Consider the following 15,906-nt stretch of genomic DNA (forward strand, 5'->3'; position numbering starts at 1 on the left):
CGGCGCCGTTCACAAGCGCCGCGCATGAGGCTAGGTTCTGCCGGTAAGGGAGGACGGGCGTGCGCATCTTGCTGGTCGAGGACAATCTTTCGCTGGCTGAAGGGCTTTCGGCGCTGCTTCGGCAGGCGGGCTATGCCGTGGACGTGGTCCATGACGGGGCCTCTGCCGAGGCGCTGGCGGCGGCCGAAAGCTTCGATCTGGTCATCCTTGATCTGAACCTGCCGCAGATGGACGGGCTCGAGGTGCTGCGCGCCATGCGCGGCCGACGGAACACGGCCGCGGTGATGATCCTGACCGCGCGCGGTTCACCCGAGGAACGGGTGCGCGGGCTGGATCTTGGCGCGGACGACTATCTGATCAAGCCCTTCGACATCGGCGAGTTCGAGGCGCGGATCCGCTCGCTGCTGCGGCGACAGGCGGGCCTGCGCAATGCGACCGTCAGCTTCGGCGGATTGAGTTTCGACCAGAACAGCCGCAGCTTTCTGGTCGAAGGGCAGCTTCTGGACCTGCCGGCGCGGGAACGGGGGCTGCTGGAACTGCTGATTACCCGCGCGGGCAAGGTGGTGCCGCGCGAAGCCATCGTGCAATCCCTGACCTCGTTGGAGGATGACCTGTCCGCCAATGCGATCGAGCAATATGTCAGCCGCCTTCGCAAGCGCCTTGCGCCTGCGGGCCTGACCGTCCGGACCGCGCGCGGGATCGGATATTACCTTGACCGGGCCTCGCCGTGACGCGGCGCGGGCCATTCTCGATCCGGCGCCGCCTGCTGGTCTGGCTGCTGGTGGCGACAGCGGCACTTGGCGTATTGGCGCTGCTTGACACCCGGAGCGAGGCTGAACGCATGGCGACCGCGCTGGCCGACCGTGTGCTGGCCGGGTCGGCGCTGGTGATCGCCGAACGCGCCTCGTTGGATGACAACGGGCTTATCGCCATCGACATTCCCTATGGCGCGCTGGAAATGCTGAGCTCCGCTGCCGAGGACCGTGTCTTTTACCGGGTCGATGGACCGCCCGGCCACGTCGTGACGGGCTATGACGATCTGCCCGTGGCGAATGCCGTGCAGGGGGGAGATCCGGCCTTTTCGACCGGCGTTTTCCGGGGCGAGCCGGTGCGCGTCGCCAGCCTTGCGCGCGCGGCTTCGACCGGGATCGACGAGGTGCCCTTTGTCGTGACCGTGGCCGAGACCACCAAGGCGCGGGTCGAACTGACGCGTGCCATCATGATGCGCTCGGCCCTGCGGCTTTCGCTGATGATCCTGGGTGCGGCGGCGATTGTCGCGCTGGCGGTCACGATTTCGCTTCGGCCGCTGTATCGGCTGGGCGACGCCATTGCTGAACGAAGTCCCGACGACCTGAGCCCGGTCGAGACGCCGGTCCCGTCCGAGGTGCGCGGTCTGGTCGGGACGATCAACCTGTTCATGTCGCGGCTGAAATCGGCACTGGACGGGCTGCGGAACTTCAGTGGCAATGCCGGGCATCAATTGCGCACGCCCTTGGCCGTGGTCCGCACCCAGCTTGCGCTGGCCGCCCGCGCCTCGAACCTTGGGGACGCGCAGGCGGCGGCGGCCAAGGGCGATGCCGCGGTCGCCCATGCCGAACGGATCCTGGCGCAACTGCTGCTGCTTGCCCGTGTCGATGCCGCGTCGGGGCGTTCGCATGGAACGCTGGACCTGGCCGGCTTTGCCCGCGCCCAGACCGCCGAGCGGATCCCCGAAGCCGCCGAGGCCGGCATAGATCTGGGCTATGAGGGCGAGGAAGGCGCTCTTTCGGTCCGGGCCGAGCCGCTGCTTCTGGGCGAGGCGCTGCAGAACCTGATCGCGAACGCGCTTCTGCATACCGGGCCGGGCGCTGTCGTCACCGTCCGAGCCCGTCGCGAAGGCGATTCGGCGATTCTGGAGGTCGAGGATGACGGACCCGGCATCCCGGCCGAGGCGCGAAGCGCCGCGATCAGCCGTTTTGCCCGTGGCCGCACGCATGGACCGGGCATGGGGCTTGGCCTGCCGGTTGTCGAGGAAATCGCACGACTTTTCGGCGGGGCGCTTGGTCTTCATGATGGAAAAGGGGGCAGGGGCCTTTGCGCCCGCATCCGTTTTCCGCTGTCCGACGCGTGATCCGAAAGCGCTGATAGCGCAAAACTGGAAGATCAGGCTTGCGTTCTGCGAATGGAGCCCCCATTTTCCCGCCATTCGCGTTTTCGTGAATACAGTTTGGTGTCCGGGCCCCTCTGGCGAAACGTGGCGGCACGTTCGTGATGTCGGCATCGATCTTTTACCAGCCGCCTGGACCCTAGTCTTATCATGCAGCAAGGAAGCAACCCTCTCGCGGGGGGAACCGCGAATGGAGCCCAATCATCCACCCTCAGCTATTTCCGCTGGTCCTTCATCGTCACGGCCATAGGCCTGGCGCTGGGCGCGGTGCTGGGGTGGCAATCGACCGGCACGGTCGGCGGGACGCTGTCCGTCTTTTTCATCTGTGCCGTTCTCGCGGTGCTTGAGATCTCGCTCAGCTTCGACAACGCCATCGTCAACGCGAACAAGCTGAAGGACATGACCCCGGCCTGGCAGCGCCGCTTCCTGACCTGGGGTATCATCATTGCCGTATTCGGCATGCGGATCGTCTTCCCTCTGCTGATCGTCGTGATCGCTGCCAATATCGGCCCCTGGCAAGCGATGGTTCTGGCTGCGACCCAGCCCGACCAGTATTCCGCGATCATGCACGACGCTCACCTGCCCATCGCGGCCTTCGGCGGCACCTTCCTGATGATGGTCGGCCTGTCGTTCTTCTTCGACCATGAAAAGGACGTGCACTGGGTTCGCTGGCTGGAAGACAAGATGACCCGCTACGCCACCATCCGCGGCATCGAGGTCGCGGTCGTGCTGGTCACCGTCCTGATCTTCTCGCGCTTCCTGGGCGAGGCGGAATCCGAGATCTTCTTCCGCTCGGCGATCTGGGGTCTTCTGACCTTCCTGCTGGTCGAGGTTCTGGGCGGGCTTCTGGACAGCACGCAGAAACAGACGCTGCAGGCGGGTGCCAAGGGTGGTCTGGGCGCGTTCCTGTATCTTGAGGTTTTGGATGCTTCGTTCAGCTTCGACGGCGTGATCGGTGCGTTCGCGCTGACCCACAACCTGTTCGTCATCGCCATCGGCCTTGGCATCGGCGCGATGTATGTCCGCTCGATGACCATCATGCTGGTCGAGCGCGGCACCCTGGCCGAATACCGCTTCCTTGAGCATGGCGCGTTCTACGCGATCATCGCACTGTCGATCATCATGTTCATCCAGCCGCTGATGCATATCCCCGAGGTCATCACCGGCCTTGGCGGCGCGACGCTGATCGGCATCTCGCTCTGGTCCTCGATCCGCTGGAACCGCAAGCGGGTGGCAAAGGGCTGATCGTTCGCCATCGCAACGACATTGGCCGTCCCCGGACAGCGGGGGCGGCCTTTTTTCTGCCCGCGCGCGACAGGGCGGTGTAACATGGCCCCGGTGTTTCTTTTGAACGAGTAATTTACGTGCGTTACGTGACCTTCCTGATTCTTGCGCTTGCGGTTCTGGCCGCGCTCTATCTGGCCTTTCGCTGGCGGGGCGGCTGGGTGCCCCGCGCAGGACTGATCGCCGCCGCGCTGGCGATGATCGCGTTCGGATCATGGCGCATGATGCCGCAGGCCATGCCCGCCCATGACAGCGGGCAGGATGTCCTGTCCCTTTACGAACAGAAGCGCATCCTGCCGGACGGCCCGATCCCGGTCTATCACCTTGGCCACAGCCTGGTCGGACGGGACATGCCGGCGATGCTGGCGCAGCTTGCCGGGCATGATTATGCCCTGCAACTGGGCTGGGGCACGGCGCTTCGCGAGCATTTCGAACCGGGTGAGACCATCAATGGCTTCGCGCAGGAAAATGCCACGCCCCATTACCGCGACGCCCACAAGGCGCTGGCCAGTCGCGACTACGCCGCCTTCGTCATGACCGAAATGGTCGATCTGAGGGATGCGATCCTTTACAAGGACGCGATCACCTATGCCGGCAAATGGGCGGCCGAGGCGGTGGCCGACAACCCGGACGTGCAGGTCTTCCTGTATGAGACATGGCCCCGGCTGGACGCGAAACCGGACTGGCTGGCGCGCTTGCCGCAAGATCTGGACCAGTTGTGGAGCCAGCTTCTGTGGTCGGCAACTCGCGCGGCGGGCCGTCCGGTCTGGCTGATCCCGGCGGGGCAGGTCATGGCCCGTCTGGTGACCGAGGCCGAGGCCAAGGGCGGTATCGCCGAACTGAAAAGCCGCGAGGACCTGTTCGGTCGCCAGCCCGATGGCAGCCTTGATCCGATCCATCCGAACGACCTTGGCTTCTATCTTGTCGCGCTGACGCATTACGCGGTCATCTATGGCAAAAGTCCGGTCGGCTTGCCGCGCCAGTTGATGCACGCGGACGGCACCCCGGCGCGCGCGCCTTCGCCCGAACTTGCGCGGCGAATGCAGGAAATCGTGTGGGAGGTCGTCACCAGCCAGCCCCTGACCGGGCTGTAGGGTCGGACTGCCTGCAGGGAACCCGACCCGCCCTTTCCGCGTCCTTTTCAGGAAGCGGCTAACCGCCGCTAGCAGAAAACGGAAAGGATACCACCATGAAGATCCTGTCTGCAGCCCTGATCGGGGGCGCGATGCTGATCCTTGCGGGATGCGGGGATAACCCGACCGAACGCGCCGCGACCGGAGGCATCGGGGGTGCCGTGGTCGGCGGCCCGGTCGGTGCCGTCGCGGGCGCGACCGTGGGTGCGGCCACCGCGAACTAGGCGCGCGATCCCTGGCGGATCAGCAAAAGCCATTCGCGGATCGCCTGCAGCGCCGGCGGCTCGTCCAGGAAGGGGATATGGCCGCGATCGGGAACCTCGGCAAAGATCATGTCGGGACGGCGGCGCTGCATTTCGGTCGCGACCTCGGCTGACAGCAGGTCGGAATTGCCACCCCGGATCAGTGCCAGCGGAAGATCCCGCATGGTGTCAAACAGTGGCCACAGGTCGATATCCGGTCCGCCAAAGGCCGAAAGCGTGGCGTCGCGCAGCGCCGGATCATAGGTGATCTTCAGACCCTCGGGCGTTTCGCGGTAATGGCGCAGTGCCTCGGCCAGCCAGCGGCTGGCGGGCACGTTGCGAAATTCGGGCATCAGCTTGGGCAGCTTGGCGGCCAGTTCGGCATGGCTGCGGGCGGCAGGATTGCGGCCGACGTAATCCTTGATCTTTTCAAGCCCTGCGCGCGCCAGCATGGGGCCGACATCGTTCAGGCAAAGCCCATGCAACCGGTTGCCCGAGGTGGCGGCCAGATACATGCCGATCAGCCCACCGCGCGATGTGCCCAGGATCGCCGCCTGCTCGATCTCAAGATGGTTGAGCAGGTCCAGCGCGTCGCGCGCCTCTTGCTGGACGGTATAGCTGTCGGCGCCCGTCCAGTCCGACGCGCCCCGGCCGCGATAGTCGGGGCGGATCAGCCTGACCCCGTCCAGCAGCGGCGCGACATAGTCGAAATCGCCCCCCGTCCGCGTCAGCCCGGACAGGGCCAGAATCGGCAGCCCCTCGCCCTCGTCGCGAAAGGCAAGGCGCGCGCCATCCCCCGCGACGAAGTGGCGCGGTTCCATCACAGGTTTTCCGATTGCGGCATCCCAAGGATGTGATAGCCGCCATCGACCAGCACGGTTTCGCCCGTGGTGCAGGCCCCCCAGTCCGAACACAGCCAGACAGCAGTGCCGCCGATCGCTTCCAGCGTGGCATTGGCGCGCAGGGGGGCGTTCGCCTCGGTATGGCGATAGGTCTTGCGCGCGCCACCGATGGCCGCGCCAGCCAGCGTCTTCATCGGGCCGGGGCTGATCGCGTTGACGCGGATGTTTTCGGGGCCGAGGTCGTTGGCCAGGTAACGGACCGCCGATTCCAGCGCCGCCTTGGCCACGCCCATGACGTTGTAGAAGGGCGTCACCCGGTTCGACCCGCCATAGGTCAGGGTGATGATCGAGCCACCATCGGTCATCAGCGGACGCGCGCGGCGCGCCACGTCGACCAGCGAATAGCACGAGATGGTCAGCGAGTTCTTGAAGTTCTCGCGCGAGGTATCTACGAAGCGACCGGTCAGCTCGTTCTTGTCGGAAAAGGCGATGGCATGGACTAGGAAGTCCAGCTTGCCCCAGCGTTGCCCGATCTGATCGAAGGCCGCATCCAGCGACGCGTCGTCAAGGACATTCACGTCCAGCAGGAAATCCGATCCGACCGATTGCGCCAGCGGTTCGACCCGCTTGCCGAAGGCGTCGCCCTGGTATGAAAAGGCCAGCTCCGCGCCCTGGTCGGCCAGCGCCTTGGCGATGCCCCACGCGATCGAGCGGTCATTCGCGACCCCCATCACAAGGCCGCGCTTCCCCTTCATCAAGTCTGTCATGGTCGATTATCCGATATACTTGGACAGCAGCATCGAACCGTTCGTGCCGCCGAAGCCGAAGGAATTGGTCATCACCGTATCAAGCCCGGCGTTTTCGACAAGCTTCGTCGCGATTTCACGTTCGTGAATTGCGGCGTCCAGCGTCTCGACATTGATCGAGGGGGCGATGAAATCGTTTTCCAGCATCAGAAGGCAATAGATCGCCTCTTGTGCGCCGGTCGCGCCCTGGCTGTGGCCGGTCATCGACTTGGTGGACGAGATCGGGGGCGTCGCGCCCAGGCCAAAGACGCGGCGCACGGCCTCGACTTCACCCACGTCGCCCACGGGGGTCGAGGTGCCATGTGCGTTGATATACCCGACCTTGCGTCCTTGCGGCAGCGTTTCCAGCGCAAGGCGCATGGCGCGTTCGCCGCCTTCGCCCGAAGGGGCCACCATGTCATGCCCGTCAGAGGTCGCGGCATAGCCGGTCACTTCGGCATAGATCTTGGCACCGCGCGCCTTGGCGTGTTCCAGTTCCTCAAGCACGAGGATGCCGCCACCGCCCGAGATGACGAAGCCGTCCCGGTTCGCGTCAAAGGCGCGCGAGGCCTTTTCCGGCTGGTCGTTGAATTTCGAGGACATCGCGCCCATCGCGTCGAAGAGGCAGCTGAGCGTCCAGTCCAGTTCCTCGGCGCCGCCCGCGAACATGATGTCCTGCCGGCCCATCGCGATCTGCTCGGCCGCGTTCCCGATGCAATGCAGCGAGGTCGAGCAGGCCGAGGTGATCGAATAGTTCACGCCCTTGATACGATAGGCCGTGGACAGGTTCGCCGAGATCGTCGAGCTCATGCATTTCGGCACCGCGAAGGGGCCGATGCGCTTGGGCGCGCCCGATGTCAGCACCGTCTGGTGCGCCGCGAACATGCTGGAGGTCGACGGCCCGCCGGACCCGGCGATCAGGCCGGTGCGCGGATTGACGATATCCGTTTCCTCAAGCCCCGCATCCGCGATGGCTTGCTGCATGGCGATATAGGCATAGGCCGCGCCGGGGCCCATGAAGCGCAGCAGGCGCTTGTCGACATGTTCCTTGATGTCCAGTTTGACCGCGCCGGCGACTTGGCTGCGGAAACCGTATTCCTTCATGTCCTCATTGGCGGTGATGCCGGATTTTCCGGCCTTCAACGCGGCAAGGACCTCGTTCTTGTCGTTTCCGATGCTGGAAACGATGCCTAGACCAGTGACGACGACGCGGCGCATGGGCGTTCTCCTGAATTCGAAGTCAGCTTTCCGACAGCGCGACTTTCATGTCCTTGACCTGGTAGATGACTTCGCCATCAGCCTCGACGCGGCCGTCGGCGACGCCCATGGTCAGGCGACGGGTCTGCACCGCCTTGGTGAAGTCTACATGATAGCGCAGCAGCTTGCGATCCGGGCGGACCATGCCGGTCAGCTTGACCTCGCCCACGCCAAGTGCATAGCCGCGGCCCTGCCAGCCGCGCCAGCCAAGGTTGAAGCCGGTCAGCTGCCAGAGCCCGTCAAGGCCAAGGCAGCCGGGCATGATCGGATTGCCGGGGAAGTGGCAGGCGAAGAACCACAGGTCGGGGGTAATGTCGAATTCGGCCACGACATGGCCCTTGCCATGGGTTCCGCCATCGGCCGAGATCTCGGTGATGCGGTCCATCATCAGCATCGGCGGCTCGGGCAATTGCGCATTGCCGGGGCCGAACAGCTCTCCGCGGGCGCAGGCCAGCAGATCTTCCTTGTCAAAGCTTGTCCGGGTCATCGTCATGCGCGTCTATTCTCCCTCGATCCGACATGGCGTCAAACGGCAGCCGCATCGGGGAACCCGGCGCGAAACCTTGGCCGGGTCTATCATTCACGCCCGCAAAGGTGCAAGGGCCGCAGGCCCACAGGCAGCGTCTCGGGACGCGATGCAGTGTCGCGGTTGGGTCAGAACCATTGCCCCGGCTCCATCAGGCCGAAGTCCATCAACTGCTGCGACTGCCAACGGAAGGGTTGCGAGTTGCGCCAGGCGAATGTCTCGATCTGCTGACGAGATCCGGGGTTGCGCGCCAGGGCCTTGGCCACGCGGAACGACGCGACCGCAGCTGTCAGATTGTGGTGCCAAGGGCAGGAATAGGTGTTGTATTCCGCAACGTTGAAGCGGTGGTCGGACAGAAGCCGCAGGCCTGGCTGGCTACGGAACAGTGAAATCCGGTCGATCCGGCGACGGTCAGCGGGAATGTGTTCCTCGAACCGCCAGCGCAGGCCGCCATGAAAATCCAGCTGGCGATCCAGCTGCTTGCCGTCGCGGTCGGCGCGACCCAGCGCGAAATAGCCCGAACGGTCGAACATTGCCTCGTTGATGCTGACGGCATCGGGGAAGCGGTGCAGGTCCGGGGCGTAAAGATCGACGACATAGCTTAGCATCGCCCGTCGCCGCTCCTCGGTGTGGAAGGCCAGCATCTCGCCCACGGTGCGGCTTTCCGAGAACGGATAGAACAGGAACTCGGCGTTGTAGCCGTAATACATCCATATGTCCGGCGGCGCGACGTCCAGGACCGCGTTGACCGCCCGGACATGGGCATCCTGGCCGCGCGTGTCGAATTTCAGGTTGACGATGCGCCCCTCTGCCTCTTCGGGCAGGACATGGGGGGGCAGGGGGTCGGCGGAAAGCGCAAGGATCAGCCGGAAGCCGCATTTCAGGTGATGCGCCAGCGTGTGTCCGACGGCGATCGCATCCTCGATCAAAAGAATCGCGATCGGCCCCTTCTGAAGCCGGTCGGGCGAGTCCTTGAGGAAGTCGACCAAGGTCTGGTGTGTCATTGCCCGACACCCCGCAATTCGGGTTGGGTCGGGTCAGCGCTCGGGGACCGGTGGTCTGGCGCAGCGGGTTTCGTCATTGCCGGACCGGCAAGGAACCACATGGCGTTCTCCGTCAGGATGTTCCCATCGGAGCCTCTATGGCATGTCCGTCCGTCTGTGGTAAAGTCGGGTCGAGCCCTCGGGCCAGAAGCAGGCCCGTCGCCGCCGAAACAGCCGAATTCCTGCGCGAATCCGGTTGAAATACGCGTTTTGCAGGGCTATTTAACCGCGCAAAGCTCCGGCGATATAAGGAAGACAGCCATAGCCCGCAGACCGCATAACGCTCCGCCCACCCGTGACACCGGCCCCCGCGTCAACGAACGAATCCGAGTCGCCGAAATCCGCCTGATCGGCGCGGAAGGTGAAAACATCGGCGTCGTCACACCTGCGCGCGGTCTGGAGCTGGCACAGGAAGCCGGGCTGGACCTGGTCGAGATTTCGCCCAATGCCGTGCCCCCGGTCTGCAAGATCATGGATCTCGGCAAGTTCAAGTACGAACAGCAAAAACGCGAGGCCGAGGCGCGCAAGAAGCAGAAGATCATCGAAATCAAGGAGATCAAGTTCCGCCCCGGAACCGATACCCACGATTACGACGTCAAGATGCGCTCGGTCATGAAGTTCCTGGACGAGGGCGACAAGGTCAAGGTGACCCTGCGCTTCCGCGGGCGCGAAATGGCGCACCAGCAGCTTGGGCTTGAGCTTCTGAACCGCGTGGCCGGCGATGTCGGCGAGGCGGGAAAGATCGAGTCGATGCCCAAGCTTGAAGGGCGTCAGATGGTGATGATGATCGCCCCCAAATAAGGCAGGACGATGGCAGCGGATGTGACGATTCTGGTTCTGCGTGAACCGGGCGCCGATCAGGCGCTGCCATTGCCCGAATACCAGACCTCTGGTTCGGCAGGGGCTGACCTGCGCGCCGATCTGGGCGGGGCAGAGCTTGTCCTTCAGCCCGGCCAGATCCGGCTGGTTCCGACCGGCCTGCGCGTCCAGATCCCCGAAGGCTATGAGATGCAGGTGCGCCCGCGATCCAGCCTTGCGCTGAAGCACGGGGTCACGCTGCCCAACACGCCCGGCACCATCGACAGCGACTATCGCGGTCCTTTGGGTGTCATCATGATCAATCTTGGCCAGCAGCCCTATGCGATCCAGCATGGAGAGCGGATCGCGCAGGCGGTCGTCGCCCCGGTGACGCGTGCACGTTATGTGACCGCCGAGGTGCTGGAAGATACCGCGCGCGGCGCGGGCGGTTTCGGCTCGACCGGCCGGGCCTGATTCCATGCTCATCCTGTTGCTGATGGCTGCCGTGCTTGTCGCGGGGGCCGCTTTTGGCTGGCCGCGCGGAAGCGGCGGCGGCGTCGTCGCGCTGCTTTGGGGGGCGGTCGTGGCGGTCCTGGCGCTTGCACCCGGTTCGGCTTTTGCCCGCATGGCCGGGGGCGACGCGCGTCTGTGGCTGCTGGGCGGTGGTGTCGTTCTGCTGGTCGTCGGCTATCGTGCGGTGCTGCGGCATCTGCACAGAAAGGCGAATCGCGTGTCCGAGCCGAATTCCGAACCTTCCTCCGTCAGCCCCTCGGGTCCGCTGTCCGATGCCGAACTTGACCGCTATGCGCGCCATATCGTGCTGCGGGAACTAGGTGGTCCGGGGCAGGCGGCACTTCGCCGCGCGCGCGTCCTGATCGTGGGCGCGGGCGGGCTTGGCGCGCCGGTCTGCCTGTATCTGGCCGCGGCCGGAGTCGGGCGGATCACGGTCGCCGATGACGACCGGGTCAGCATCTCGAACCTGCAACGCCAGGTGATCTTTCGCGCCAGCGATGACGGGCGGCCCAAGGCCGGGGCCGCGCACGACGCCATGCTGGCGCTGAACCCGCATGTCACCGTCACCGCGCTGGAACGCCGCATTTCCCAGGCCGATGCCGGGCTGATCTCGGACCATGACCTGGTGATCGATGGCACGGACAGCTTTGCCGCGCGCCAGGCGATCAACGGGGCCTGCGTCGCGGCAGGCGTGCCCCTGATCGCAGGCGCGATCGCGCAATGGGAGGGGCAGGTCACCGTCTGGGATCCAAAGCGGGACGCGCCCTGCATGGCCTGCATCTTTCCGCAAGCGCCTGCCCCCGGACTTGCCCCCGCCTGCGCCGAGGCCGGCGTCGTCGGTCCATTGCCGGGGGTCATTGGCAGCATGATGGCGCTGGAGGCGATCAAGATCATCGCCGGTGCCGGCCAGCCGCTGCGTGGGCGGATGATGATCTTCGACGGCCTTTGGGGCGAGAACCGCGTCGTGAAGCTGGCACGGCGCGCCGATTGCCCGGTCTGCGGCTCTGGACATTTCCCCCAAGGGTGAAAGACTCGCGCCGACCGCAATGGAGGCGCGCATGAATCCCGAACTGACCCACTGGACCGGCCCGCTTGGCCTGCCGCGTTTCGACCTGATCCGGGACGAGGACTTTGCTCCGGCCTTCGACGAATGCCTGCGGCTGGCTGGCGAGGCGGTCGAATCGATCGCGGCCAATGCCGCCCCTCCCAGCTTCCAGAATACCGTCGCGGCCCTTGAAACGGCCGAAGAGCCGCTGAACCGGCTTTGTGCCATCTTCTTCAACCTGGCGGGCGTAGATTCAAATCCCGCTCGGGAAGAGTTGCAGCGTCAGATCGCGCCCCGGCTGGCTGCGCATGGCAGCAAGGTCAGCATGGACCCGCGCCTGTTCGACCGGGTCGAGGCGATCATGCAGGACCGGGACGAGCTTTCGCCCGAGGATCGGCGCCTGACCGAACTGACCCTGCGCGGCTTGCGTCGCGCCGGGGCAGGGCTGACCGGCGATGCCCGCGCCCGCATGGCGGCGATCCGCGAAAGGCTGGCGGTCCTTTCCACCGATTTTGCGCAGAACGTGCTGACCGATGAACGCGACTTCACGCTGACCATCCCCGATTCCGGGCTGGCGGGACTGCCCGATTGGCTGGTCAGGTCGATGCGCGCGGCAGCGCGGGAACGCGGGCTTGAGGGCCAGATCGTCACGCTCAGCCGGTCGCTTATTGTGCCCTTCCTGGAATATGCGCAGGACCGCGCGCTGCGCGAAACCGCCTGGCGGGCCTGGACGGCGCGCGGCGATGGCAGCGGGGCAGGCGGGGCCAGCACGGACAACCGCCCGATTGCCGCAGAAATCCTGAAACTGCGCCATGAACGCGCCCGCCTGCTCGGCTATCAGGATTTCGCCAGCTACAAGCTGGAGCCCGAGATGGCTGGGAACGCCGAAACGGTCGAGGCACTGCTGTCCCAAGTCTGGTCCGCTGCCCGTCTTCGGGCCGAGGCCGATGCCGACAAGCTGGGCCGGATGCTGAACGAGGATGGCATCAATGGGGCACTGGAACCCTGGGACTGGCGCTATTACGCCGAACGGCGCCGCAAGGCCGAACACGACCTGGATGAGGCCGAGATCAAACCTTACCTGACGCTGGATGCGATGATCGGCGCGGTCTTTGAAACCGCGCATCGCCTGTTCCGGTTGGAGGCGCAAGAGGTTCAGGCCCCGCTTTGGTCGCCGGATGCCCGGGCGTGGGAAATCACCCGCGACGGCAAGCACATGGCGGTCTTCCTGGGTGATTACTTCGCGCGCCCCGGTAAGCGGTCGGGGGCATGGTGTTCGTCCCTGCAGCAGCAGCATGCGATCGGCGGGGGCGAACGCCCCATCGTCGTCAACGTGTGCAATTTCACCCCGCCCGAGGAAAAGGGTGCGCCCGCCTATCTCAGCTGGGATGACGCGCATACGCTGTTCCACGAATTCGGCCATGCGCTGCACCATATCCTGTCGGACGTGTCCTGGCCGTCGATCTCGGGGACGTCGGTGGCGCGCGACTTCGTGGAACTGCCGAGCCAGCTTTTCGAACATTGGCTGGAACAGCCCGAGGTGCTGGATCGCCACGCCCGCCACGCGACCACCGGCGCGCCGATGCCCGCCGCGCTGCGCGAACGCATCCTGTCGGCGCGGAATGCCGATCAGGGCTTTGCCACGGTCGAATACCTGGAAAGCGCGCTGGTAGACCTGGCCTTTCACCGGGGTGAGCCACCCACAGATCCGATGGCGCGCCAGGCCGAGATCCTGGCCGGTTTGGGGGCCCCTTCTGCAATCCCGATGCGCCACGCGACGCCCCATTTCGCCCATGTCTTCTCGGGCGACGGATACTCGTCAGGCTATTACAGTTATATGTGGTCCGAGGTCATGGATGCCGACGCGTTCGAGGCTTTCATGGAAAAAGGCGACGCCTTTGACCCCGAAATCGCCGCGAAACTGGAGCAGTGGATCCTGTCCAAAGGAGATTCTGCACCCGCTGACGAACTTTGGTTGAAATTCAGGGAACGAAAACCGGGGGTTCACGCTTTGTTGAAAGGACGCGACCTTCTGGACGTTGCTTCCTGATTCAACGGGAGAACCGGACATGACTGTGAAGAGACTTTATGCCCTTGCCGCCGTTGTCGTGCTGGCAGGGGTCGCAGCCTGCGATCAGGCTGGCCCCGTAACGCCCCAGGACACCCCTGGCCCGATGGCGCAGTCAAGCGCGCTGAACGGCACCTACAACCTGCTTCGTTCGAACTGCGGCGACACCACCAGCGACAAGAGCCTGGTGATCGACGGCAACAAGTTCATCTTCCCCAGCGCGACCTGCACGGTTGTCTCATCCGAGCAGCAGGTCAACCAAACCCGCGTGACGCTGGCCTGCGAAGGCTCGCCCGCCGCCGGGAACCGGGTCGTCAACCTGCAGCGGAGCCCGGATGGAACGCTGAGGATCGAAGAGAACTCGATCACGCTGACCTATTTCCAGTGCATGAAGGCATCCGCCAGCAGCAGCTCGCTGGTTGGACAGGCCATGTAACGCTGGATCAGGCCCGCACAGAAGCGGGTCGCCCGTCGGGGCGGCCCGAAACCCTTCAGCTATTCCCTGATCTCGTCGCGGTCGACGCCCCAGATCGTGGATTTCGGCACCCAGCCTTTTTCGCCTCCGCCTGACACGCGGCACCAGTCCATGTTGCATTCATGTAGGCGGACGATGGCGCCAGCCTCGGCGCGGGCGACGACATTGCTGTGTTCGTCTGGCTTTGCGAGCAGCTCCAGCATGTCCTTGCGCACGATCGCGGTGCGCACGCCAGACAGCAGCGAATAATGCACCCAGCCCCCGGCGCCGTCCTGATCCTCGACCCGGCGCCAATGGCCGAATTCTGCGACGACGCGCAATGGCATCCCGGCATGGCGGAAGACCCAATCGATCCGGTGCGACAGGCTGGGTCCGCGCCGCGCATTGCCTTCGCTGCCCTTCAGGCTGACATAGCGCGGCAAGGGCAGGTTGGTAACGGGGCCGCGACCGGGATCCGTCTCTCCATCCGGGTTCCGGCTGATCTCGGCATCCGCCGAGACCGAGGGAAGTTCCTTGGCATCCAGGTTCTCGCCCGGATCGGTGGATTGGGCCAAGGCTGCGCCGCCCATCAACATTCCAGCGGCCAATGCCGCCGCACACAGCCTAAGCCCATCAAGTCGCATCTGCCCGTCCCGCTTTTCCGGGGTCTTGTGCCCGCCCCGCATCGCAGGCACTTTGCCAAAGGCCGCCCGCTTTTGGAAGAGAGGTCGGCCAACACGGGGGGAGGGAGCGTCATGCCAGCAGTGGAAATGCAACGCGGCAGGCTGAGGGTGACGGTAACGCGGCGACTGCCCGAGGCGGTCGAGACGCGGATGTCGGAACTGTTCGACGTGGTCCTGCGCAGCGACGATCTGAGGATGTCGCGTGAAGCGCTGGTTGCGGCCATGCAGGACAGCGACGTGCTTGTGCCGACCGTCACCGACAGGATCGATGCAAGCATGCTGGCCCAGGCTGGTGAGCGGCTGAAGCTGATCGCGAACTATGGCGCGGGCTTTGATCACATTGACGTGCAGTCGGCCCGTCAGCGCGGCATCCTGGTCTCGAACACGCCGGGCGTCGTGACCGAGGACACGGCCGACATGACGTTGGCCTTGATGCTTGCGGTGACGCGCCGCCTGCCAGAGGGCATGGCCGAGATGCAGGCCGGGCGCTGGCAGGGGTGGTCGCCGACCTCGCACCTTGGGGGCCGTCTGGGGGGACGGCGCCTTGGCATCCTGGGCATGGGCCGGATCGGGCAGGCGGTCGCGCGCCGCGCCCGGGCTTTTGGGATGCAGATCCACTATCACAACCGCCGCCGCCTGCGCCCCGACGTCGAGGCCGGGCTGGAGGCGACCTGGTGGGAAAGCCTGGACCAGATGCTGGCGCGGATGGACATCGTCAGCGTGAACGCACCGCATACGCCCTCGACCTTTCACCTGCTGAACGCGCGCCGCCTGAAGCTGATGAAGCCGACTGCGGTGGTGGTGAACACCTCGCGCGGCGAGGTGATCGACGAGAATGCCCTGACCCGGATGCTGCGCGCAGGCGAGATCGCGGGCGCGGGCCTTGATGTCTTTGAACACGGGCACGAGATCAATCCCCGCCTGCGCGAGCTGCCCAACGTGGTCCTGCTGCCGCATATGGGCTCGGCCACGATCGAGGGCAGGATCGAGATGGGGGAAAAGGTTCTCATCAACATCAAGACCTATGCGGACGGCCATCGGCCGCCGGATCTGGTCGTCCCCTCGATGCTGTGACCCTTTGCGGCGC

At 65.1% G+C, this 15,906-nt stretch carries 17 protein-coding genes; 11 read left to right on the forward strand and 6 right to left on the reverse strand.

The window, feature by feature from the left end; genetic code table 11:
• Window positions 1-59 precede the first annotated feature (59 nt).
• From ACO2Q4_RS02755 to ACO2Q4_RS02775, 5 genes are all read left to right on the forward strand, one after another.
• Window positions 60-731 (forward strand): response regulator transcription factor, encoded by a 672-nt coding sequence (locus tag ACO2Q4_RS02755; RefSeq protein WP_311760157.1) that lies wholly within the window; start codon window positions 60-62, stop codon window positions 729-731.
• Window positions 728-2,110 (forward strand): sensor histidine kinase, encoded by a 1,383-nt coding sequence (locus ACO2Q4_RS02760; protein ID WP_423317140.1) that lies wholly within the window; start codon window positions 728-730, stop codon window positions 2,108-2,110. The genes ACO2Q4_RS02755 and ACO2Q4_RS02760 overlap by 4 nt, the downstream gene beginning before the upstream one ends.
• Window positions 2,111-2,296: 186 nt before the next feature.
• The gene (locus ACO2Q4_RS02765) at window positions 2,297-3,391 is read left to right on the forward strand and encodes a DUF475 domain-containing protein (RefSeq protein ID WP_311760155.1); all 1,095 of its coding nucleotides are present in this window, start codon (window positions 2,297-2,299) and stop codon (window positions 3,389-3,391) included.
• 119 nt (window positions 3,392-3,510) lie between these two features.
• Window positions 3,511-4,524: a hypothetical protein gene (locus ACO2Q4_RS02770; RefSeq protein WP_423317142.1), complete on the forward strand. Its 1,014-nt coding sequence runs from the start codon at window positions 3,511-3,513 to the stop codon at window positions 4,522-4,524.
• Window positions 4,525-4,619: 95 nt separating this feature from the next.
• Window positions 4,620-4,787 (forward strand): hypothetical protein, encoded by a 168-nt coding sequence (locus ACO2Q4_RS02775; RefSeq protein ID WP_311760153.1) that lies wholly within the window; start codon window positions 4,620-4,622, stop codon window positions 4,785-4,787.
• Here the strand turns inward: ACO2Q4_RS02775 and ACO2Q4_RS02780 are convergent.
• The 5 genes from ACO2Q4_RS02780 to ACO2Q4_RS02800 form a co-directional block, all read right to left on the reverse strand.
• The gene (locus tag ACO2Q4_RS02780; RefSeq protein ID WP_423317145.1) at window positions 4,784-5,626 is read right to left on the reverse strand and encodes an alpha/beta fold hydrolase; all 843 of its coding nucleotides are present in this window, start codon (window positions 5,624-5,626) and stop codon (window positions 4,784-4,786) included. The two genes, ACO2Q4_RS02775 and ACO2Q4_RS02780, sit on opposite strands and share 4 nt — an antisense overlap.
• Complete coding sequence (locus tag ACO2Q4_RS02785; protein ID WP_311760151.1) at window positions 5,626-6,414, reverse strand: enoyl-ACP reductase FabI; 789 nt, start codon at window positions 6,412-6,414, stop codon at window positions 5,626-5,628. The genes ACO2Q4_RS02780 and ACO2Q4_RS02785 overlap by 1 nt, the downstream gene beginning before the upstream one ends.
• Window positions 6,415-6,420: 6 nt before the next feature.
• A complete protein-coding gene (gene fabB, locus ACO2Q4_RS02790) occupies window positions 6,421-7,650 on the reverse strand; it encodes a beta-ketoacyl-ACP synthase I (protein WP_311760150.1) in 1,230 nt (409 codons plus the stop codon).
• 22 nt (window positions 7,651-7,672) lie between these two features.
• Window positions 7,673-8,182: a bifunctional 3-hydroxydecanoyl-ACP dehydratase/trans-2-decenoyl-ACP isomerase gene (gene fabA, locus ACO2Q4_RS02795; protein WP_423317148.1), complete on the reverse strand. Its 510-nt coding sequence runs from the start codon at window positions 8,180-8,182 to the stop codon at window positions 7,673-7,675.
• Window positions 8,183-8,343: 161 nt separating this feature from the next.
• On the reverse strand, window positions 8,344-9,219 hold the full coding sequence (locus tag ACO2Q4_RS02800) for a glycosyltransferase family 2 protein (RefSeq protein ID WP_423317150.1): 876 nt from the start codon (window positions 9,217-9,219) through the stop codon (window positions 8,344-8,346).
• Between the two features lie 300 nt (window positions 9,220-9,519).
• On the opposite strand from ACO2Q4_RS02800, the gene infC reads away from it, so the two are divergent.
• The 5 genes from infC to ACO2Q4_RS02825 are packed head-to-tail and all read left to right on the forward strand — an operon-like array spanning window position 9,520 to window position 14,118.
• Complete coding sequence (infC, locus tag ACO2Q4_RS02805) at window positions 9,520-10,059, forward strand: translation initiation factor IF-3 (RefSeq protein WP_390908447.1); 540 nt, start codon at window positions 9,520-9,522, stop codon at window positions 10,057-10,059.
• 9 nt (window positions 10,060-10,068) lie between these two features.
• Complete coding sequence (gene dut / locus ACO2Q4_RS02810; RefSeq protein WP_311760146.1) at window positions 10,069-10,530, forward strand: dUTP diphosphatase; 462 nt, start codon at window positions 10,069-10,071, stop codon at window positions 10,528-10,530.
• Window positions 10,531-10,534: 4 nt separating this feature from the next.
• Window positions 10,535-11,596 (forward strand): HesA/MoeB/ThiF family protein, encoded by a 1,062-nt coding sequence (locus tag ACO2Q4_RS02815; RefSeq protein ID WP_423317152.1) that lies wholly within the window; start codon window positions 10,535-10,537, stop codon window positions 11,594-11,596.
• 31 nt (window positions 11,597-11,627) lie between these two features.
• Window positions 11,628-13,664, forward strand: coding sequence for a M3 family metallopeptidase (locus tag ACO2Q4_RS02820; RefSeq protein WP_423317154.1), 2,037 nt, complete (start codon window positions 11,628-11,630; stop codon window positions 13,662-13,664).
• Between the two features lie 19 nt (window positions 13,665-13,683).
• Window positions 13,684-14,118: a hypothetical protein gene (locus ACO2Q4_RS02825; RefSeq protein WP_311760143.1), complete on the forward strand. Its 435-nt coding sequence runs from the start codon at window positions 13,684-13,686 to the stop codon at window positions 14,116-14,118.
• A gap of 59 nt (window positions 14,119-14,177) precedes the next feature.
• On the opposite strand, the gene ACO2Q4_RS02830 is transcribed toward ACO2Q4_RS02825, so the two are convergent.
• Window positions 14,178-14,732: an SH3 domain-containing protein gene (locus ACO2Q4_RS02830; RefSeq protein ID WP_390908445.1), complete on the reverse strand. Its 555-nt coding sequence runs from the start codon at window positions 14,730-14,732 to the stop codon at window positions 14,178-14,180.
• A gap of 174 nt (window positions 14,733-14,906) precedes the next feature.
• Here ACO2Q4_RS02830 and ACO2Q4_RS02835 point away from each other — a divergent pair, with 174 nt between their 5' ends.
• Entirely contained in the window at window positions 14,907-15,893 is a 987-nt protein-coding gene (locus tag ACO2Q4_RS02835) for a 2-hydroxyacid dehydrogenase (RefSeq protein ID WP_311760171.1), read from the forward strand.
• Window positions 15,894-15,906: the final 13 nt, after the last annotated feature.

Origin of the sequence: Paracoccus sp. KR1-242, assembly GCF_049446195.1 — a bacterium.
GTDB lineage: Bacteria > Pseudomonadota > Alphaproteobacteria > Rhodobacterales > Rhodobacteraceae > Paracoccus > Paracoccus broussonetiae.

What these genes read in the sequence shown, in the direction of transcription:
- ACO2Q4_RS02765 (WP_311760155.1), top strand. Translation starts at nt 2,297, where the DNA reads ATGCAGCAAGGAAGCAACCCTCTCGCGGGGGGAACCGCGAATGGAGCC.
- ACO2Q4_RS02775 (WP_311760153.1), top strand. Translation starts at nt 4,620, where the DNA reads ATGAAGATCCTGTCTGCAGCCCTGATCGGGGGCGCGATGCTGATCCTT.
- ACO2Q4_RS02780 (WP_423317145.1), bottom strand. Translation starts at nt 5,626, where the DNA reads ATGGAACCGCGCCACTTCGTCGCGGGGGATGGCGCGCGCCTTGCCTTT.
- ACO2Q4_RS02785 (WP_311760151.1), bottom strand. Translation starts at nt 6,414, where the DNA reads ATGACAGACTTGATGAAGGGGAAGCGCGGCCTTGTGATGGGGGTCGCG.
- fabB (WP_311760150.1), bottom strand. Translation starts at nt 7,650, where the DNA reads ATGCGCCGCGTCGTCGTCACTGGTCTAGGCATCGTTTCCAGCATCGGA.
- fabA (WP_423317148.1), bottom strand. Translation starts at nt 8,182, where the DNA reads ATGACGATGACCCGGACAAGCTTTGACAAGGAAGATCTGCTGGCCTGC.
- ACO2Q4_RS02800 (WP_423317150.1), bottom strand. Translation starts at nt 9,219, where the DNA reads ATGACACACCAGACCTTGGTCGACTTCCTCAAGGACTCGCCCGACCGG.
- dut (WP_311760146.1), top strand. Translation starts at nt 10,069, where the DNA reads ATGGCAGCGGATGTGACGATTCTGGTTCTGCGTGAACCGGGCGCCGAT.
- ACO2Q4_RS02815 (WP_423317152.1), top strand. Translation starts at nt 10,535, where the DNA reads ATGCTCATCCTGTTGCTGATGGCTGCCGTGCTTGTCGCGGGGGCCGCT.
- ACO2Q4_RS02820 (WP_423317154.1), top strand. Translation starts at nt 11,628, where the DNA reads ATGAATCCCGAACTGACCCACTGGACCGGCCCGCTTGGCCTGCCGCGT.
- ACO2Q4_RS02825 (WP_311760143.1), top strand. Translation starts at nt 13,684, where the DNA reads ATGACTGTGAAGAGACTTTATGCCCTTGCCGCCGTTGTCGTGCTGGCA.
- ACO2Q4_RS02830 (WP_390908445.1), bottom strand. Translation starts at nt 14,732, where the DNA reads ATGTTGATGGGCGGCGCAGCCTTGGCCCAATCCACCGATCCGGGCGAG.
- ACO2Q4_RS02835 (WP_311760171.1), top strand. Translation starts at nt 14,907, where the DNA reads ATGCAACGCGGCAGGCTGAGGGTGACGGTAACGCGGCGACTGCCCGAG.